Here is an 18,475-nt window from a genome sequence, read left to right as displayed (position 1 = left end):
TATGATCTTATTTAAAATCTATAAGAGACACTAGCTAATAAGCTTCTTGGTTGTTGCGCATTAAGGGTAGACCAACCTCTAAAATATTCCTTATCAAATGCATTATTAAGTTTTAGTGCCACTCGATAATCTTTGTTCTGATAGAATAATGAAGTATTCACTATGGTATAACTTGGAATAATAAACGTATCGGTTATCGAACTATCTAATGTTTTTCTATCACTTGCATAATTGAATCCTGCACCTAATCCAAAACCTTTTAAGGCAGATGATTCCTGGAATGTATAACTCGCCCATAGGTTAGCTAAATCCTCAGGACCTGCATTATCTGGTCTTCTTCCTACTTCATCAAATGGTCCTGGATTATTTGTAGATGTTAAAATTTCACTATCGTTATGACTGTATCCGGCAATAATATTAAGCCCTGGAACAGGATTCGCTACAATCTCTAATTCGAACCCTTTACTTTCTACTTCTCCTCCCTGAACGAATTCAAAACCTATAGGAGTTCCTGTATTGTCCAAAATAACATTTTGGAATACTCTATCTTTAACTTTTATATTATAATAACTTACCGTTGCAGAAAGTTTCTTATCAAATAGGTCTGTTTTTACCCCAAATTCATATTGATTTCCTTGCTCTGGATCAAAAGTTATTAATTCTCCAGTAGCAGAAGTATTAGGAGCTACATTTCTAAAACTGTTTTGATAGTTTCCAAAAATTGACACCTGATCTTTAATCGGCTGGTAGACCAATCCAAACTTTGGAGATACTGCAGTTTGATCATAATCATCATCTTCATTAAATTGATCACCTTCATTATCAAAAATATCTACTCGTAAACTTGCCATAACCGAAAGTTTTTGAGTACTTTCTTCTGGTAATATATCTAATTGATCTGAAGCATAAAATCCATATACATGTTCTTTGGTTTTTATGTTATTAATAGGATTATTTACTAATGCTCCATCTACAGAAGAACGATTTAATGGTAGATTAGTAGGCCCAGCTGTTCCATCAGGACGAAAACTCCCAATAGTAACAAAATTCGTATCACTATTATTCGTTATAGTACGATTAAAGTAATCAACCCCAATCAACACTTTGTTTCGTAAACCTCCTAGGGTGAAATCACCTCTGAAATTTTGTTGAATATTAGTTGTTTCTGTAGTCGAATTTTCTTGCTTAATGAATTGTGCAAAGTTAAACTGACCATCAACATCAAATAAGAAAGAGTAATACCCTGTTGATTTTGTTACTCCGCGAGAAACCGCTGTCTGAGAATTCCAATGCTCAGAAATTTTATAATTCATTTGAGCTTGTAAATTGAAGGTTGGATTTTTTAATGTAAGATCATTACTAGTAAAAGATCTATCTCTATTAATACCAACATCATCTGCATTGAGCACCGCTGATGGAGTAGCTCTGTTTAGAAAAATAAACGGTTGATTTGTTTGTTCTCCATTTTTATATTCTGCCACTATCAAAAATGATAATCTATCATTGGCTCGATATGATAATGTAGGTGCCACAAAAAAAGATCTTTTAAAACCAGCATCTTGCCAACTTCCTCTGTACTCGTAAGCACTAGTTAGTCGAAATAAGTATTTCCCTTCTTCATCAAGATTGGTATTAATATCTGCCGTTATTCTATTTAACCCATAGGTTCCGGTTGTATACGATACTTCACCTCCAAAACCTTGATATGGCTTTTTGGTCGAAATATTGATTAACCCTCCATAGTTAGTTAAAGGTCCTCCATATAAGGTTCCCGAAGGTCCTTTTATTACTTCTATCTTGTCTATGTTAATTGGATCTGGACTACCATTTGTAAGTGCCGGTAAGCCATTAGAAAAATTAGGTTGAGCCTCAAAACCTCTAAGAACGAAGTATCCTGCCCCATCATTAGCTCTACCTGTAGATTCCCATAATCTATCTAATCCAGCAACATTATTTAATGCATCATCAAAAGTTGTCACTACCTGATCTTTTATTAATTCTGCACTCACTGTATTATACACCTGAGTATTTTCAAGATTTCCTAAAGGAAGTTTTGACACTGCTATACTCTCTTTTCTGGAAAATTTATTTACTCTATCGCCATTAACCATTACTTCATCTAATGACTGAACAGATTTATTTAAAACAATATCACCCATAGTACTAGTCTGACCTTCGGTAGCTGTAACCGAAATTTGTTTTGAAGTATATCCAATAAAACTTATTGTAAGTGTGTATGTTCCTACAGGTACATTAGAAATTTCGAATGTACCATCTGCTATTGTTTTGGCCCCTAGATTTGTATTCTTTAAAGCTACATTTACGTTTTCCAGTATATTTCCTGTATTCGAAATCACTTTCCCATTGATGATTCCGGATTGTGCTAAAATAAAGTTAGAAGCACACAAAAAAGCTATTGCAAATAGCCAGTTTACTTTTTTCATTTTGATTGTAATTTTTGTTGATATAAAAGTGAAGGCAAGAACAAAATCTACGCTTAAAAAAAGATTTGTTTCCTTTTTTGAAATAAGGATTTGTTTTATCCGTTCTCATTTCACTATCTTTGTTATTTATATTTAATCTAAATAAATTTAATGCAAAATTAGTGTCTAGGGAAAGAGAAAAATGACGCATTATGGATAAAAAAAGACGCGATAAAGAGCGTTCAAAAACATTACATTTAGAGAAACAAAAAAGATGCACATTACGAACTGTAACCGAGCTTATTAAATCACAAGAACATTGTGGTGTACGTTCTAGAAAATTTAAATTTTCTCCAGAATTTGGAGATGGATATTTTGAATATAATCACTTTGATGGGTTGTTTATAGGAATTTTTGATGTGTCCTTAAAAAAGGATGTTAAAACTTATGCTAGAAGTAGTATCAACGCTTTAGAACTATCGTATCTTATTGACGGTGAACAAATCATCAGAATTGATGGGAAAAATCATGACTTTATATACGAAAGTCAGGAAAGTTATCTTGTTTATATCACTCAAGCGTCTGGATCAATACAATATCACAAAAATAAATATTTTAAAGAAGTCAAAATACGTATGTACCCTGATTTTATCCAAAAGCATAAGCTTAATTCGACATACGGAATCAGTAAAAAATATGCGTTAGATAAAATAGATCAAAACTCTATTCAGCCTTTATGCTCTAAAACGCAAGAAATCCTTACTGAACTGTTAACCGATACCAGACAAGGATTATTAAAGCGTCTATTTCTAGAATCAAAAGTATTAGAGCTCCTAGCACTACATCTTGATATGGATAAGGGTACCAAAACTGAAGTATCCAATACAGATCATCTGATAAAAAAACTATATGAAGTTCAATTTATTATCAGTTCGGACCTCACCATTCAATATTCAGTACATGAATTAGCACGTAAAGTTGGACTTAATGACTTTATGCTGAAGAAAGAGTTTAAACGTGTTTTTGCCACTACTATCTTCGAGTATGCATTACAATTAAGAATGACCAAAGCAAAAAAGTTATTAAACCATAGTAAAAAACCTATCTATGAAATTTCAGAATTGGTAGGTTATAAAAACTCTACGCACTTTACAGCAGCATTTAAAAAGATTGAAGGTATTACTCCAAAAAAATACAGACAAAAAGGTCTACAAACTACATGACAACACCTTCCTTTTCAAGAAAACAAAAAAATCTTTAGCGCATATTTTTTATACTATTATCTTTTAAAATATTGTCATATTCTCCATAAAACAAAATTCCTAAAACCAGTTCCTCTAAACCATCCAAAATTTCTGGAGTTAATTTAAAATTGATTTCTGCATGTGGCGTATTACATTTTATTGTTTTATATGGAGCCTTACAATTACAGTCTTTACATTGACAACCTTTCTTTGCCGAACGAATAACTGTAAGAAATGCTTTTATTTCTATAATATCCATATAAATAGCAATATCACCTATTTGCAATTGTATTTTCTCTTTAACTTCCCCTGTTATATCTGGATTTTTTATACTAAAAGCAGAACCTGTGCTATTCTTAAATAATGGATCTAAAATATACATACATCTAAATTTGAATATTCAAATTTATTATATTATTTTTATTTAGAATAATTAAAAATAATATATTTTTGTAGAAATATTTAATCGATACTTATATGAAAAAAATAGCTTTATTCTATGGATCAGATACAGGGTGTACAGATGATATCACCAAAGATTTTTCTTCTATATGGGGAGATGAAAATTTAGACATCAGAGAGATTGGAGATGTATCCAAGAGTGACTTTGATCAATTTGAAATTTTCATTTTTGGATTATCAACCTGGTATGATGGAGATCTACAAAGTGATTGGGAATCCTTTTTTGATGATTTTCAAGAAATTGACTTCAGTAACAAAGTGGTTGCAATTTACGGATTAGGAGATCAGATAGGATATGGTGAGTACTTTGTTGACGGAATAGGGATTTTGGCAAAAGTTGTCATAGAAAATGGAGGTGAAATTATAGGTCATTGGCCTATAGAAGGATATCGTTTTACCGATTCTGTTGCTTTGATAGAAGAAAAAGAAGGGTATTTTTATGGCCTGGCCTTAGACCATGATAATGAATCTCAATTAAGTGATGAGCGATTAGAAAAATGGGTGCATCAAATAAAGCTAGAGTTAAAACATTATTTGACCAAAGAAGAAGTCACTCTTTAATCTATTAGAGTACAACTTTTGTTTTTCTATATTGAGCTTTGGCAAGAATTTCCATTCTCCTTATGTCGAATAACTCTACTTTCATACAGGCATCAACCCAGATATCTGTAATATCTATTAATTCTGCTTTATCAAGCGGGAAAATCTTTTTCTTACATACATTATGATGATATTCAAAATTATAACGTTCTCTGGTTTTGGTTATATAAGAAAATAGTGTTTGTATCGATTTGTTTTCATTACTCAACTTATCAATACATCCCAAATCATATAATTCTTCTGCTTGGTAGATTTTTCCAGCCTTTAAAACAGTGTTAGCATCTATTGTGTTTAATTTTCTGTAGAGTAAACTATACGCTCCCATACCGGGAAAAAGGTTAAACTTATTCTCTGGCAAACAGAATTTTGCTTTTCTTTCTGCAATAATAATATCATGGCTCAAGGCACATTCAAACCCTCCCCCATATGCATTTCCTTCAACCATTGCAATGGTAAGAGCTTGAAGCCCAAATGAAGTATAAATCTCATAAATAGCATCAATGCACAAATGTGCGTATTGTGTTAGCGCAGTCTTATTACAAGATTTGATATTTTCAACGAAAAAAGGTAAATCACCTCCCATATTATAAATACCATCATGCTCTGAAGCAGAAACAATAAATTTAACAGGCCTTTCTGGATGAGAAAAATAGCTTCTAACCCAAATCGCAAACTCTTTAAATTCCAGCAACCCTTTTAAGCAAAAATTAGGCATTCCGGTATCTTTTATTTTCCAAAGTAATACCTCGTGTTCTTTATAGTACTCTACATTCAGACAATTAAACTTTCTCATTACTACTGTATTTTATACTATTGACTTTCGTGATATTACCTTATTATTTTTTACTTTTTTCGGTGTCAAAAGTATATCTAACCCCTTTTGTAATAAAAGTGTAATTATCGTAAATATCGGCAGCAAAATCAAAACACCAGTTATTCCAAATTGTTGATATCCTAGTATGCCCATTCCCCAACAAATGATTACCCATTGAATAATGTAAATCGTTGTCACCCTTTTACTACAGTAATACAGAAAATCAAAGACCTTGTTAGGTTGAATTCGAGTGACCATCATAAATGCAAATCGCAATAATAGCAAGTTAAAACCTGTGAGATAGATTGCTCCTCCAGGGCCTAAATGAAAGTAATCTCCGAAATGATATTCAAAATTATAATAGCATAAACCACCTCCTATCAGCATTAAAATAATTCCAGCCGGTAACATTCTAACAAATATGTATCGTTCACTTTTATTATTTTCTTTGTACCACATTCCAAAGAACATCCCAATAAGTATAAAAGAAAACCATGGAAATACCGCAAAATACACATTCCATTCTGCTCCCCACATTAGATCAAATATATAATCCACTCCTGGTATCCCTAGTTGAAACCCGTGTACTTCCTTGGTAGTAAGTATTATTAAAAATGCAATAATCAAAGGAACATACTTATTTTTTGACAACTTATTTATCACTCCCATAAATAATAGTGACACTCCTGCCAGTTGCAATATATCACCGGTTAATAACATAAAAAGCATATTATCCATATTGGCTGGAGATGTCCAACCATAAGCTTCTATAAAAGAATCAGGAGTCGTTCCTATAATAGTTGGAACAACAAACTTTAATAGATTCATAATATACCCAGCCAAAAGAATATAGATTCCTCTTTTTATAGACAATATCATATTTTGATTTCTAGATAATGTAAACGATACTCCCATTGCCAGAAGAAACATAGGCGTTCCTTTTCCTATAAAATGTATTACTTCTCCAAGCCAGGTATCACCTTGTGTAGATAAATCTCCATATATCCATAACGTATGTACCATGATGACCATAAGTACACTTACTCCCCTAGCAAAGTCAATTGCTAAAATTCTTTTATTATTTTCCATTCTATTATTTTACTATATTATGTTGAGAAAATGATGCTTCAACTGTTCTTGTTTTATATGCTGCAATAGGGTTTTTGAGTGTTCCTACTAATTGTAAACTCTCTATTGGATCTGCCAAATTCAACATTTGTTTTGTATTACTCAGTTGTAATCTATTCAGGCAGCATCGATCAAATTCTGGTGTAAAAAGATCATATCTCTCAAATTTTGCTTGTAATTCAGGATGTTCTTCCTGATAATTCAAAATACAATCAGCAACCAGTTCCCAAAATAGTTCTTCGGGATATTCATCGTGCTCTGCTAGTATATCTCCCATAAACCTAAAAAAACAATCAAATACATCTGTAAAAATTGATAACACCTTCATTTTATCAGAAGTTTCTGTATACAATCGTTTGACTTTTCCCGGTAGATCTAATTCTGAATTAAAAACAATAACTTCTTCTGTTATATCTTTCATTAATACTCTTACAGGGGTATGATGTTCCATCACCATAATTAGGTTTTCTCCATGAGGCATAAAGACCATCTCATAAGTATAAAAGCAATGTATCAAGGGGCTCAGATAGCAATACAAGTATTTTTTTAACCAAGTCGTCGTATCAAAAGGAGATGCTTTTATCAACTCACTTAATAAAGAAGTACCCTCATCATCTATATGTAAAAAAGCAGCCATTGTCATTAATTGTTGACCTTCTTTAATTTTTGACATTGGTGATTCTCTCCATAATGCCGAGAGCATTTTATTATGGGCATTTGTTTTTCCTAAAACTTCGTAATTAAGGTTCCTATATCCAACTGTAGCCACTTCTCCTAACATTGTAAAACCAGTTTGCTTTAGATATTGATCGCTCATCAATAACGTTGTTATCCATGCTGTAATACTTGGAGTACTCTGCATGTAATATGGAGAAAGACCACGCATGAAGCCCATATTTAAAATAGATAGTGCTGTTTTGGTGTATAGTTTACCTGGATTGGTTTTATTATATAATGTTCGGATAGATTGTTGTGCTGAATATTGATCATCTCCTTTTCCTAAAAGCACAAGGTTATTATTTGCTATATCAGCAGCAAAAACATGCAGTATTTTAGTATTCCATTGCCAAGGGTGGACAGGTATAAAAATATAAGAATCCAGATCTAAGCCTAAATCTTCTAGTATCGTATTAAATTTTGCAATAGTTGAAACACCAAGTTCTCGCCGCATTAATGATTTATATTCAAATCCTTTTATTGCAGTAAATGTAGCTTTGGTTTTATGTCCTGCTACCCAAATTATCTGAAAAGGGTGATCAGCTTCTGGCGAATACTTCATATAATCCTCTGCATCAAAACCGATTCTTCCGTTATTAGCAACAAAACAAGGATTTCCTTCTGTCATAGCATGTTCTATTAATTGAAAGCTGCCCTGCGCTAATTCTGAGGATGAATATCTTTTATTACAATATTTATACGCAGCTCCAGATAGTGTACTGGTGATCTCTTCGAAATAAGTAGGTAGCAGATTTGTTGGAATTTTCAACGTACTATTAAATTCCCAAATAAAATGTAATGCATCCAGTACTGTTGGGTTTCCATCTTTTCTTTTTATGATGCTATTTTCATTGATATTCCAATGATCCAAACACCTTTTTTTGGCGCAAAATTCATACGTAATTCCGGGGATATCAGAAATCAAAACATAACGTCCCCAATCCTTTTCCTGATATTGTAGTTTTGGTTTTATAAGTAGTTCATGCGCAAATTCACTAATTGCTTTTTTGACTAAAGTTCGATTTACTTTTTTCCAAATCTCGGGCTGTAGATGAGCAAAATGTACGGGTAAACTATTTAATTTTTTACCGCTCATGGCTTTTCGTTTTTAAGAGTACTATTTTTCTTCTCTTCTAATAAAAGTGCTTTCTTATATGCTGATCTTTTACAGAAGGCAAGGGCTGCTTTTTTATGAGGTAATTGAATCTCCTTATGATATTGAAATCCGGCTCTTTTATTAAGCACATGGATTTTTTCATTTCTCACATCGGGTTCTACAACAATACGTTCTGTCTGGATATCACTAAATAAATAGTCAAGTATCGTAGAAAATATGTGCCATGTAAAATTTGGGATCTTTTTTTGTGGAGGACTCACAAGAATATGCATGCCAATATCTCCTTTTTTTACATCATAATATGTCGATATTGGATCTTCTGAAACTTGATACCGTTCCATTAAAAAAATAGGTTGATTATCTAATATTCCTATAAATGCATCATGATAATCAGATTCAATAATTTCCTGGTACCCGATCCTTACTTCTTCCAAAGGGTATTCTTGCATACCCCAATAAGAAGCGTATGGTCTGGTAACCCAATCATGAACGGTTTCAATATCATTTTCTAAATCCAAAAAACGCAGGTGTATATCTCCAAGACCATGAATGGTTTTAGAAAAGATAGGTTTTGATATGATCTCAGTGTTATTCATAAACAGGTAACTTATACTTGTGATGTAGATTCTTCTTTTTTAAAAGTTGCAATCGGATTTTGTAATCTTCCTGCAAACTGAAGTAGTGCTACGGGATCATCCAGATCAATCATTTGCTTATTATTATTTAACTGAAGTCGATTGAGGCAGGATAAATGAAAATCTGATGCAAAAAGATCATATTGCTCAAACTTTGCTTTCTTCTCTGGATAACGATCCTGATAATCCCATATGTTTTCTGCTACAAGTTTCCAGAATTTTTCTTCAGTATACTCGGCATGCTCAACCAGAACATGCGACATGAATCTAAAAAAACCATCAAAAACATCAGTAAAGATCGAAAGTAACTTTACATCTTCAGGAACTGGAGCATACATTCGTTTTAAATGCTCTGGTAATTCAACATCAGGACTAAGAATACAAGCTTCTTCTGTAATATCTTTAAGTAATACTTTTACCGGAATATGATCTTCTAAAACCATAATGATATTTTCACCGTGAGGCATGAATACCAAATCAAAATGATAAAAGCAATGTAATAGCGGACTTAGATATGCTTTAAGATAATTACGTAACCAGTCTGATATCGACAGTCCCGATGTATCAATAATTTTAGGAAGAAATGCCTCTCCATGATGATCTATATGTAAAAAAGCTGCCATGGTCATCGGCTGTTGTTCTTTTTCTATTGCAGACATAGGACTCTCTCTCCACAACGAGGCTAACATTTTATTATAATCATTGTGCGGACCAAACTCTTCAAAATATGGGTTCACATAACTAATCGATCCTATTTCACCAAGCATTCTAAAGCCCGTTTCCTGAATATACGGGTCACTATATAATAATTTTTCTAACCACACTGCCATTTTTGGAGCTGTTCCCAAATAGTATAATGGTAATCCTCTCATGAATCCCATATTTAGAATAGAAAGTGCCGTTTTGGTATATAGTTTATGGGGATTAGAGATATTAAATAGGGTTCGGATAGATTGTTGAGCAAGGTATTGATCCGGCCCATAACCTAAGCAGATTAGGTTTCCCATAGCAATTTCTGGTGAAAATATATTGGCTAGTTTGTTAAACCATTGCCATGGATGCATTGGGATAAAGAAATAATCATCCGGATCAAAACCTTTATTTTTTATTGCTGTATTAAATGCTAAAATCGTTTCCTGATCTAATTCTTGTTGAATTAATTTATCATAGGGCAAGTCCTCTATAGCTGCATATACCGTATTTTTTTTATGCCCGGCTAACCAGATAAGACTAAAGGAATTTCCGGCTTCGGGAGCATACGATCTATAATCACTACTATCAAACCCAATACGACCATTATTCGCTACAAAACCAGGATGCCCTTCCATCATAGATTGCTCTATGGTTTGAAAATCTGCAGCTACCAAATCTTTAGCTTCTGGATTTCCTTTGATATGCTTAAAAGCACTTCCGTACAGTGTGCTAATGATTTCTTCCAGATAAACCGGCATTGCATTATCCTTAATTCCTAATTGTTTTCTAAATTCTTTAATGAATAAGATAGCATCAAGTTGTATTGTCATTGCCTCTTGATACTTTTTAATAGAAATTTCATTAATCCACAAATGATTTAATGCTAAAGGCTTTGCGCAAAATTCATATTGAATAGTAGAATCATCTGTTTTTAAAAGGTATCGATTCCATCCATCTTCTAGCTTTTCAATGATCTTAGGTTGTATAAGCAATTCGTGACTAAACTCACAGATTGCTTTTTTGATCAGTAATGTATTTACTTTTACCCATAATTTTGATTGTATATGAGCAACAGATTGTTGGGGCGAAACGGCGTTATCTAAAGTATTCATTGCACTTCGTTTATTGATTTGTGGAACTAATTTAAGTTGTTGGTGTTTTTGTCTGGTTAAGAATGCTAACTGAGCCGTTTTATGAGGGAGCTCTACTATTGCATTAAGCTGAAATCCTACTCGCTGGCATATCGCAAACATTTTTTTATTTCTAATATCGGGTTCTACCAATATGCGATGTACTTGTTGATTTTGAAAAATAAAATTCATGATCGTATTGAACATGTACCAGGTGAAGTTCTTTATTTTATTTTCTGATCGTGGAGCCACGATGATATGTATTCCGCAATCATTTTGCTGCGCTTGATAATAGTCTTTAATGATATCTTTTTGAGGATGATAACGCTCTACTATAAAAACAGGTTCTTCTTTATACATACCTACAAATACATCATAATGATCTGGAGTCATTAATTTAGCATATTCGACTTTTACCTGTTCAATCGAATAGTGCTGCATACCCCAAAATATTGCATAATCACGATTTACCCAATCATGTAATACAACGCTATCTTTTTCTACATTAAAATGCCGTATATGGATGTCTCCAAAGTTTTCATAGGTAGATGAAAACTCATACCCTTCTTTTGACGCGGCTACAAAATCTGTTTGTTGCTGTACTGACATAAAATCTTTATGTTTTTGCTAGTTGTTTCACCTGTTTTTGCCTAAATACTCTATGAAATATGAAATAATACACTCCAAGAGCTATTACAAAACCTATGCTAGTTATCACAAATGGAATTTGGAGCCCCTGAAACTCTACAAGAATTCCAACCGAAAAAGAAGCTAGTAATACACCTAAGTTTTGAAAAAAATGTACTTTACTATAATCAATTGCATAAGAATCCGGAGAACTAAATTCGAATAGTAATACATCAAAGCGAACTACTGCTTGAAAAATTGCCCACCCATAAATTATTCTGCCTGCGATCACAATTACATCAACAGGAAAACCCTGAAGTAATGCCCCAATTATTCCCAAAAACAATGCAGATATAATACCGCTGTGTTTCTCTTTTGGGCTTCGTGTTTTTTGATACCATAATGCAAACAAAGCAATGAAACCAGGTATAGCATATACAAACCCAGAAATTATTTTACTACTATATAAGGATATGCTTTCCCAGTATAAAGAGAAAAAAGGACGAATTAGAAAATCACTGAAATATAAAACCATGGTCACTAATCCAATCTTAAGGATAAAGCTTTTGGGGATAATTCTATCCTTAATCTCAGGAGTGATTTTTTTTGTAATACTCTTATCAGTATTATATTTTTTACTTTGTAATAGAAATATACTCATCCCCATTTGGACAAAATCTCCTATCGCCATAATCAAGAATATATAACTGGCGTCAATCAAATCAACAGTTAAACCGCCGATTACTGCTCCCAAAATACCGCCTAAATGAACCACAACAGAGAGTACTCCTATTGTATTAACGTGTTCTTCCTTAGTAATAATTTTAAGAATATAAGGGTATACTAAAAGATAACTCCCTTTAAACAAAACCATACTTAGAGATACTATCCAGAAATTAAAATAAGAAGTTGTCCAATAGCAATATAAAGCCAATATCCCTGCTATACATTGTGTATAACTTAAGATATTAAGTTCGGCGACTTTTTTAGATATATACGCCCAAAATGGAAACGCAATCATCACCATAAAACAAATAGCAGCAAAATAATAGCCAACATATTCTGGATTTGTAACCCCAAAACGAGCTTCAAAAAACTGTGGATAGAAAGGGTGAAGCAAATAATCGCTAACCACCGCTATCAAGGTCATGAGTATAAGAAAGTTTTTAAGATTCATTTGTTATTTTAAAGCTCTGGCTTGATAAGTTTCTTTTATTCTACGATTTTTTCTAATGTATTAAACCTCACAGATCTTAAAGATCAGTGAGGTTTAGAGATTTGTCATTTTAAAATGGGCTCTTCTATAGTTATTTCTTCTTCCTTGGTTACTTCAAACTGTTGGAAAGCAATGCGCTTTTCTATAGCGTAGTATTCTTTTCCTGTGAGTTCTTTAATGATAAAAGAATTACGATAACATGCCATTCCCAAATCAGGAGTTACAAACCCATGAGTATGCAATTCTGCATTTTGCACAAAAATGTCTTTAGCTTGTTTATCAATACTATAATTGCGATGCACAGCGTATCGACTTTGATCATCCCATTGAATTAGATCTGCGATACCATCAATAAACTCAGGCATTTTATAAGTATAACCTGTGGCTAGCACTAATGCTTCAGTTTGATGTCTATACATCTTATCCTGTTCTGTTTGGTGTAATTCTAAATTAAAAACGTCTTGATTGTATTCATATTTAGCTTTGGTCAATTCAGAATTAGTACGTAAACCTATCTTGATATTATCATTAGTCAACTGCTTTGTATAGATCATATCATAGATATCAGCAATAAGATTTTGATTAATACCCTTATATAAATGTTTTTGATTTTTAATCAAATCATCTTTTTTGATTTGCGATAGATTATAGAAATAATCAACATATTCTGGAGATGTCATTTCTAAAGTTAATTTAGAATACTCCAATGGAAAAAACCTTGGAGATCTTGTAATCCAATTAAGATGATATCCTTTTGTATCAATATCCTGAAGAAGATCATAAAAAATCTCGGCAGCACTTTGTCCGCTACCCAATATCGTTATAGCTTTTTTAGATTGTAGATCTGATTTATACTGCAAATAAGATGAAGAATGAATTGCCTTTCCTTCTAACTCTTTACAGCATGCTGGAACGTAAGGATGTGTTCCTGTTCCTAAAATCAACTTCTTTGCTCTATATATTTTTATTTCTTCTGTCTGTGTGCATCTAGAAGTTATAATATAACATTGCTCACTTTCATCATATTGAGTATGAATCACCTCTGTATTAAAAAATAAATTAGGTAATTTTTGTATTGCCCATTGACAATACTGATTGTATTCATTACGAAGCAACAAGAAATTTTCTTTAATATAAAAAGAATACATACGCCCTTGTTCTTTACTATAATTCAAAAAACTAAAAGGGCTTGTAGGATCTGCCAAAGTCACTAAATCTGCCATAAATGGAATCTGAAGTGTTGTGTCCTGAAGTAACATACCGGGATGCCAATCGAAACCAGAGCTTTTGTCTAAAAAAACACCTTTGAGATCATCAATTGGATTCGTTAAACAAGCCAACCCCAGATTAAAAGGACCAATACCTACTGCAACAAAATCTAATATTTTACTATCATTCACCATTATCTTATCTTTTTTAATTATTTGTAGTATAGTTTAACCCTTGTTCTTTAATCATTCTGATCACCTCAAAAAGATCTTCTTTTGTACTTCTTGGATTTAAAAGCGTAAATTTTAAATAGGTTTTGCCATTTAGTTTTGTACTAGCCACAGAAGCTTTCCCAGATTTGAAAAGTGTATTCTTGATATAAAGATTTGTAGTATCCAAAATCTTATCATCTTCAATTCCAGGAATTTTAAACCGAAATACAAGTGTACTTAGTTCTGGTTGATGCGCTACTTCAAAATAGATATCATCTTTAATATTGTGATATACATCCAGCGCCAGATGATGCACCTTTTCCTGGAAAGAACCTAATGTTGTCTCTCCTGTAACCTTCAAAGTGAACCACAATTTTAATGCATCAAACCTACGAGTGGTCTGAATGGATTTTTCGATTAGATTAGGAAACTCTTCATCTCTACTTTCTAATGGATTTAGATAATCAGCATAGTAAGATACGTATTGAAAATGTTTAGTATCTCTAACTAGAAAAGCACTAGAACATACAGGTTGAAACAAGGTTTTATGAAAATCTATGGTTATAGAATCTGCATATTCAATTCCTTTAAGTTGGGTTTTGTGAGTATCGGTTAACACATAACATCCGCCGTAGGCACCATCGACATGAAACCATATCTTATATTCTTTTGCTATTTTGGAAATCGTTTCCAAAGGGTCAAAACTTCCAAAATCAGTAGTTCCTGCAGTGGCTACTATAGCAATCGGTATATTTCCTTTTTGCTTTTCTTTTTCAATAGCTTGTACCAGAGCATCCGTCTTCATTTTTAGTTTATCATCGGTATCTATTGGTATTACAGAATCGTATCCCATACCTAGTAATGCAGCATTCTTTTTAATACTAAAATGCGCTTTATCTGAACAAAAAATACGGAATTTGCTTACTTCATCAGACCAACCATTCTCTTTCAGGTTTATTCCGTAATGGGTAAATGCATAATGATCCCGAGCCATCAAAAGTGCTTTGAAATTTGATTGCGTTCCTCCACTGGTAAAAACACCATCAGATTGTGTAGGGAAATTCATCTTATTGCAAATCCAACGAATTATTTCCTGTTCGATCAATGTTGCAGAAGTACTTTGATCCCAGGTTTCGATAGCCGTATTAACAGATGAAGCTATAAGGTCACCCACTAACGCAGGTAATAATACAGGACAATTGAGATGTGCTACATAATGTGGATGATGAAATGAAATTGCATGATCAAGGAATACATCCTTAATTTCATGCAATGCGTCATCCAACGTTATATTTTCTTTAGCATTTACAGCAATACTTCTTTTACGAGACCTCAATTCTTCTACAGATGCTCCACTATAAAAAGAGGTATTGTCTAAAAAGTTTTTTATGTACTGTACTGCTTTCTCTATATGAGCTTCATACTCATATTTAGAATGAGCATCAAAAAGATAATCAACCGCCAGGTCAGGTTTTAGAGTAAGTTGGGTTTCTGATAACATAATTATTTTTATTTGGTCTAAATAAGCAAAGCACAAAACTATGGCTACATAGAAATAATTAAATGACGTAAATCGGATAAAAAATGACGTGGATTTATAAGGCTCTATAAATTAGTATTCTTCTAACATTACTTTTATATTTTCTTAATACATAGTGTAAAAGAAACAATGCATTACAAAAAGTAATTGATATACCATTATTTTTGTATCACACTAGCCCGATATAAAACTTAAAAGTGAAAATGATAATGGATGAAGAAAAATACATTGATGATCTAAAATCAAAATTTGAAAGTTATGCTCCTATCAGTCGGGAATCCTGGTTACAAATTGAGTCGTTGATTACATTTCAAATTCTAAAAAAAGATGATACTTTGTTAAGAAACGGACAAGTTGCAAAAAACATTCATTTTGTTTGCAAAGGAGCCTTAAGGGCTTTTTTTACTGATTTTGAAGGTAACATTTACAATAAAAACATTTTTCTTGAACACGATCTGGCAGGTTCTAAGGTTTCTCTTCTTCAAAAAACCCCTTCCAATTTTACCTTAGAAGCTTTGGAAGATACTGTTCTCATCAATATTAATTATACAAATTATAGAAAAGTAATTAATGAAAATGATGACTTAAAAGCCTTTTACATCGCTTATCTCGAAAAAAATTGGGTTATCGAAAAAGAAGAAAGAGAAATTTCATTAGTAATGCAAAATGCTACCGAAAGGTATAGTAAACTTATTGCACTACATCCAGATATCAATCAAAGAATACCTCAATTACATATTGCTTCACATTTAGGTATCACTCCAACACAATTGAGCAGAATAAGAAAAAGTTTAAAGAAAAACCTCTGAATCAACATATGTAAATGCACACCTTATCCGCTGAGTTTATTTTTGCTGTAAACTTTAAAAAAAAGTGATATGCATTTATTAAAAAACTCAAAATGGCGCTATGCGACTAAATTATTCGATACTTCTAAGAAAATTACTCCTGAAAATCTTGAGAAAATAAAAGAAGTAATTCAATTATCCACCTCTTCCTATGGGCTTCAATTATATAGGGTACTCATTATAGAAGATCCAGAAATTAGACATCAGCTAAAATCTGCTTCATGGGGACAATCCCAAATTACAGACGCTTCTCAACTCTTTGTGTTTTGTAATTATACCAAAGTACAACATAAACATATTGATGATTATTTAGAATTAACAGCAAAAACCAGGCAAATTAATATTGATAGTTTGCAGGGTTATGGAGATTTCATGAAACAAAAAATTAAAGAAAAAACTAAGATAGAACTATATCATTGGACCATAAGACAAACATATCTCGCACTAGGTAATTTACTAAATGCTTGTGCCGAATTAAAAATAGATGCCTGCCCAATGGAAGGCTTCGAAAATGATAAATACAATCAAATATTAGGGTTAAAAAACAAAAATCTTAATGCCGCAGTTATTGCCGCCATTGGGTATCGATCTAAAGAGGATAAGTCTCAATATTTTAAAAAAATCCGTAAACCTATAGATCATATATTCGAAATACTATGAATCAATATATATTATCTATTATAGCATTCATCGGAGGTGTCTTTTTAGCCGCTCAAGGAGGTCTCAATGCCCACTTAGGTGTTCTTCTTAAAAATCCAATACTCGCTTCGGTGGTTGCATTTTTCTGTAGCACTATTTTTGCTGTTACCTTTATCCTGTTAACCGTAAAGGATATTCCTACTTGGACGGATATAAAAGAGATCCCTGTTTACCTTTGGTTTTCTGGTGGGTTATTTAGTGTATTAGGTGTTAGTTTATATTATTACACTATTCCCAAATTAGGAATATCTACCATGATCTCTCTTGGTCTGTTTGGACAGTTAACATTCTCTATACTTGCTGGTCACTTTGGATGGTTAAGCTTACCAACCGAACCTATTACTATTAAAAAAATAATTGGAGCAATTTCAATGATAGCCGGAATCATACTAATCAATTTAAAATAAACTCATGAAAGATAAACATATAACACAGAATATTAATAACCTCACTTCACTTTGGAAAACCGCTAGTGCACCTTTTGATTCCCACTTTAAAAACTCGGTTTTTGAGTATTGTGAAGTCAAAGATTCTGATTGGCCAAATAGATTGTGGTTTAATCAACCAATAGACCAGAGTTCTATTGTTATGGCAAAAAAGAAACTATCTACATTATCTTCTCCCCTCACCATCCCATATTTTAATATTAACACTAAAAATGCATATGAACTCTTAGAAAAAAATGATTTCAAATTACAATTTGAGCAGGTTGCAATGTTACTAAAATTAGAAGAGACCTTTAAAATTAGCAGTAATTTGACCATGGTTCATATTTCAAATGAAGCTCAAGCCGAATTATGGGCAGCTCTTTATCCAAGAGCATTTGGGTATCGCATCCCTAAAAAAATAATCACTAGCACCTGGAATGATATCCACTATTTCTTAGCATATTATCAAAACCAGCCCATAGGAACTGCAATAACATTCCAGACACAAAAAACAATCGGAATTCATGGTGTAGGCATCATTCCTGAAATGAGAAAAAGAGGTTTTGCATCAGAAATTATGAAACATCTAATCAATATAGCAATCGGTGGCGAAAGTGATTTTATGACCCTACAAGCATCCAGCATGGGAAAAAATGTATATTTAAAACTTGGATTTAAAGAGCAATTCCTGATCAAAAATTATGCTTTATAATATTTAATATATCATGTGTCA

16 protein-coding genes are annotated in these 18,475 nt (G+C 32.6%); 6 read left to right on the top strand and 10 right to left on the bottom strand.

What is annotated here, in order from left to right:
- Positions 1-11 precede the first annotated feature (11 nt).
- Positions 12-2,444, bottom strand: a complete 2,433-nt coding sequence (locus FOF46_RS04990; protein WP_143915683.1) for a TonB-dependent receptor — start codon at positions 2,442-2,444, stop codon at positions 12-14.
- 191 nt (positions 2,445-2,635) lie between these two features.
- Here FOF46_RS04990 and FOF46_RS04985 point away from each other — a divergent pair, with 191 nt between their 5' ends.
- A complete protein-coding gene (locus tag FOF46_RS04985) occupies positions 2,636-3,646 on the top strand; it encodes a helix-turn-helix transcriptional regulator (protein WP_109433923.1) in 1,011 nt (336 codons plus the stop codon).
- Between the two features lie 34 nt (positions 3,647-3,680).
- On the opposite strand, the gene FOF46_RS04980 is transcribed toward FOF46_RS04985, so the two are convergent.
- On the bottom strand, positions 3,681-4,049 hold the full coding sequence (locus FOF46_RS04980; protein ID WP_143915682.1) for a hypothetical protein: 369 nt from the start codon (positions 4,047-4,049) through the stop codon (positions 3,681-3,683).
- 95 nt (positions 4,050-4,144) lie between these two features.
- On the opposite strand from FOF46_RS04980, the gene FOF46_RS04975 reads away from it, so the two are divergent.
- Positions 4,145-4,690, top strand: coding sequence for a flavodoxin (locus FOF46_RS04975; protein ID WP_109433925.1), 546 nt, complete (start codon positions 4,145-4,147; stop codon positions 4,688-4,690).
- Between the two features lie 4 nt (positions 4,691-4,694).
- On the opposite strand, the gene FOF46_RS04970 is transcribed toward FOF46_RS04975, so the two are convergent.
- The 8 genes from FOF46_RS04970 to FOF46_RS04935 all read right to left on the bottom strand — a co-directional run bounded on the left by FOF46_RS04970 (position 4,695) and on the right by FOF46_RS04935 (position 15,728).
- Complete coding sequence (locus FOF46_RS04970) at positions 4,695-5,522, bottom strand: crotonase/enoyl-CoA hydratase family protein (protein ID WP_143915681.1); 828 nt, start codon at positions 5,520-5,522, stop codon at positions 4,695-4,697.
- A gap of 12 nt (positions 5,523-5,534) precedes the next feature.
- Entirely contained in the window at positions 5,535-6,632 is a 1,098-nt protein-coding gene (locus FOF46_RS04965) for a heparan-alpha-glucosaminide N-acetyltransferase domain-containing protein (protein WP_143915680.1), read from the bottom strand.
- A 4-nt stretch (positions 6,633-6,636) separates the two neighbouring features.
- Complete coding sequence (locus tag FOF46_RS04960; protein WP_143915679.1) at positions 6,637-8,484, bottom strand: IucA/IucC family protein; 1,848 nt, start codon at positions 8,482-8,484, stop codon at positions 6,637-6,639.
- Positions 8,481-9,101, bottom strand: a complete 621-nt coding sequence (locus tag FOF46_RS04955) for a GNAT family N-acetyltransferase (protein ID WP_143915678.1) — start codon at positions 9,099-9,101, stop codon at positions 8,481-8,483. The genes FOF46_RS04960 and FOF46_RS04955 overlap by 4 nt, the downstream gene beginning before the upstream one ends.
- A gap of 11 nt (positions 9,102-9,112) precedes the next feature.
- Positions 9,113-11,572: a GNAT family N-acetyltransferase gene (locus FOF46_RS04950; protein WP_143915677.1), complete on the bottom strand. Its 2,460-nt coding sequence runs from the start codon at positions 11,570-11,572 to the stop codon at positions 9,113-9,115.
- A 7-nt stretch (positions 11,573-11,579) separates the two neighbouring features.
- Positions 11,580-12,740, bottom strand: a complete 1,161-nt coding sequence (locus tag FOF46_RS04945; protein WP_143915676.1) for an MFS transporter — start codon at positions 12,738-12,740, stop codon at positions 11,580-11,582.
- Positions 12,741-12,871: 131 nt separating this feature from the next.
- Positions 12,872-14,209: a lysine N(6)-hydroxylase/L-ornithine N(5)-oxygenase family protein gene (locus FOF46_RS04940; protein WP_208746750.1), complete on the bottom strand. Its 1,338-nt coding sequence runs from the start codon at positions 14,207-14,209 to the stop codon at positions 12,872-12,874.
- 13 nt (positions 14,210-14,222) lie between these two features.
- A complete protein-coding gene (locus FOF46_RS04935) occupies positions 14,223-15,728 on the bottom strand; it encodes a pyridoxal phosphate-dependent decarboxylase family protein (RefSeq protein ID WP_143915674.1) in 1,506 nt (501 codons plus the stop codon).
- Positions 15,729-15,970: 242 nt separating this feature from the next.
- On the opposite strand from FOF46_RS04935, the gene FOF46_RS04930 reads away from it, so the two are divergent.
- The 4 genes from FOF46_RS04930 to FOF46_RS04915 all read left to right on the top strand — a co-directional run bounded on the left by FOF46_RS04930 (position 15,971) and on the right by FOF46_RS04915 (position 18,454).
- Entirely contained in the window at positions 15,971-16,576 is a 606-nt protein-coding gene (locus FOF46_RS04930) for a Crp/Fnr family transcriptional regulator (RefSeq protein ID WP_109434448.1), read from the top strand.
- Between the two features lie 69 nt (positions 16,577-16,645).
- Positions 16,646-17,275: an NAD(P)H-dependent oxidoreductase gene (locus tag FOF46_RS04925; protein WP_143915673.1), complete on the top strand. Its 630-nt coding sequence runs from the start codon at positions 16,646-16,648 to the stop codon at positions 17,273-17,275.
- Positions 17,272-17,721 carry a DMT family transporter gene (locus FOF46_RS04920; RefSeq protein WP_143915672.1) on the top strand — a complete coding sequence of 150 codons (450 nt, stop codon included), beginning with the start codon at positions 17,272-17,274 and terminating at the stop codon, positions 17,719-17,721. The genes FOF46_RS04925 and FOF46_RS04920 overlap by 4 nt, the downstream gene beginning before the upstream one ends.
- A 4-nt stretch (positions 17,722-17,725) precedes the next feature.
- Complete coding sequence (locus FOF46_RS04915; RefSeq protein WP_143915671.1) at positions 17,726-18,454, top strand: GNAT family N-acetyltransferase; 729 nt, start codon at positions 17,726-17,728, stop codon at positions 18,452-18,454.
- Positions 18,455-18,475: the final 21 nt, after the last annotated feature.

Origin of the sequence: Aquimarina algiphila (assembly GCF_007489275.1) — a bacterium.
GTDB classification, from domain to species: Bacteria; Bacteroidota; Bacteroidia; order Flavobacteriales; family Flavobacteriaceae; genus Aquimarina; species Aquimarina algiphila.
Note: the sequence above shows the minus strand (reverse complement) of the source record. Positions and strands in the feature narration are given on the sequence as shown.

What these genes read in the sequence shown, in the direction of transcription:
- FOF46_RS04955 (WP_143915678.1), bottom strand. Translation starts at nt 9,101, where the DNA reads ATGAATAACACTGAGATCATATCAAAACCTATCTTTTCTAAAACCATT.
- FOF46_RS04985 (WP_109433923.1), top strand. Translation starts at nt 2,636, where the DNA reads ATGGATAAAAAAAGACGCGATAAAGAGCGTTCAAAAACATTACATTTA.
- FOF46_RS04975 (WP_109433925.1), top strand. Translation starts at nt 4,145, where the DNA reads ATGAAAAAAATAGCTTTATTCTATGGATCAGATACAGGGTGTACAGAT.
- FOF46_RS04920 (WP_143915672.1), top strand. Translation starts at nt 17,272, where the DNA reads ATGAATCAATATATATTATCTATTATAGCATTCATCGGAGGTGTCTTT.
- FOF46_RS04945 (WP_143915676.1), bottom strand. Translation starts at nt 12,740, where the DNA reads ATGACCTTGATAGCGGTGGTTAGCGATTATTTGCTTCACCCTTTCTAT.
- FOF46_RS04950 (WP_143915677.1), bottom strand. Translation starts at nt 11,572, where the DNA reads ATGTCAGTACAGCAACAAACAGATTTTGTAGCCGCGTCAAAAGAAGGG.
- FOF46_RS04925 (WP_143915673.1), top strand. Translation starts at nt 16,646, where the DNA reads ATGCATTTATTAAAAAACTCAAAATGGCGCTATGCGACTAAATTATTC.
- FOF46_RS04990 (WP_143915683.1), bottom strand. Translation starts at nt 2,444, where the DNA reads ATGAAAAAAGTAAACTGGCTATTTGCAATAGCTTTTTTGTGTGCTTCT.
- FOF46_RS04965 (WP_143915680.1), bottom strand. Translation starts at nt 6,632, where the DNA reads ATGGAAAATAATAAAAGAATTTTAGCAATTGACTTTGCTAGGGGAGTA.
- FOF46_RS04935 (WP_143915674.1), bottom strand. Translation starts at nt 15,728, where the DNA reads ATGTTATCAGAAACCCAACTTACTCTAAAACCTGACCTGGCGGTTGAT.
- FOF46_RS04930 (WP_109434448.1), top strand. Translation starts at nt 15,971, where the DNA reads ATGATAATGGATGAAGAAAAATACATTGATGATCTAAAATCAAAATTT.
- FOF46_RS04915 (WP_143915671.1), top strand. Translation starts at nt 17,726, where the DNA reads ATGAAAGATAAACATATAACACAGAATATTAATAACCTCACTTCACTT.
- FOF46_RS04940 (WP_208746750.1), bottom strand. Translation starts at nt 14,209, where the DNA reads ATGGTGAATGATAGTAAAATATTAGATTTTGTTGCAGTAGGTATTGGT.
- FOF46_RS04970 (WP_143915681.1), bottom strand. Translation starts at nt 5,522, where the DNA reads ATGAGAAAGTTTAATTGTCTGAATGTAGAGTACTATAAAGAACACGAG.
- FOF46_RS04960 (WP_143915679.1), bottom strand. Translation starts at nt 8,484, where the DNA reads ATGAGCGGTAAAAAATTAAATAGTTTACCCGTACATTTTGCTCATCTA.
- FOF46_RS04980 (WP_143915682.1), bottom strand. Translation starts at nt 4,049, where the DNA reads ATGTATATTTTAGATCCATTATTTAAGAATAGCACAGGTTCTGCTTTT.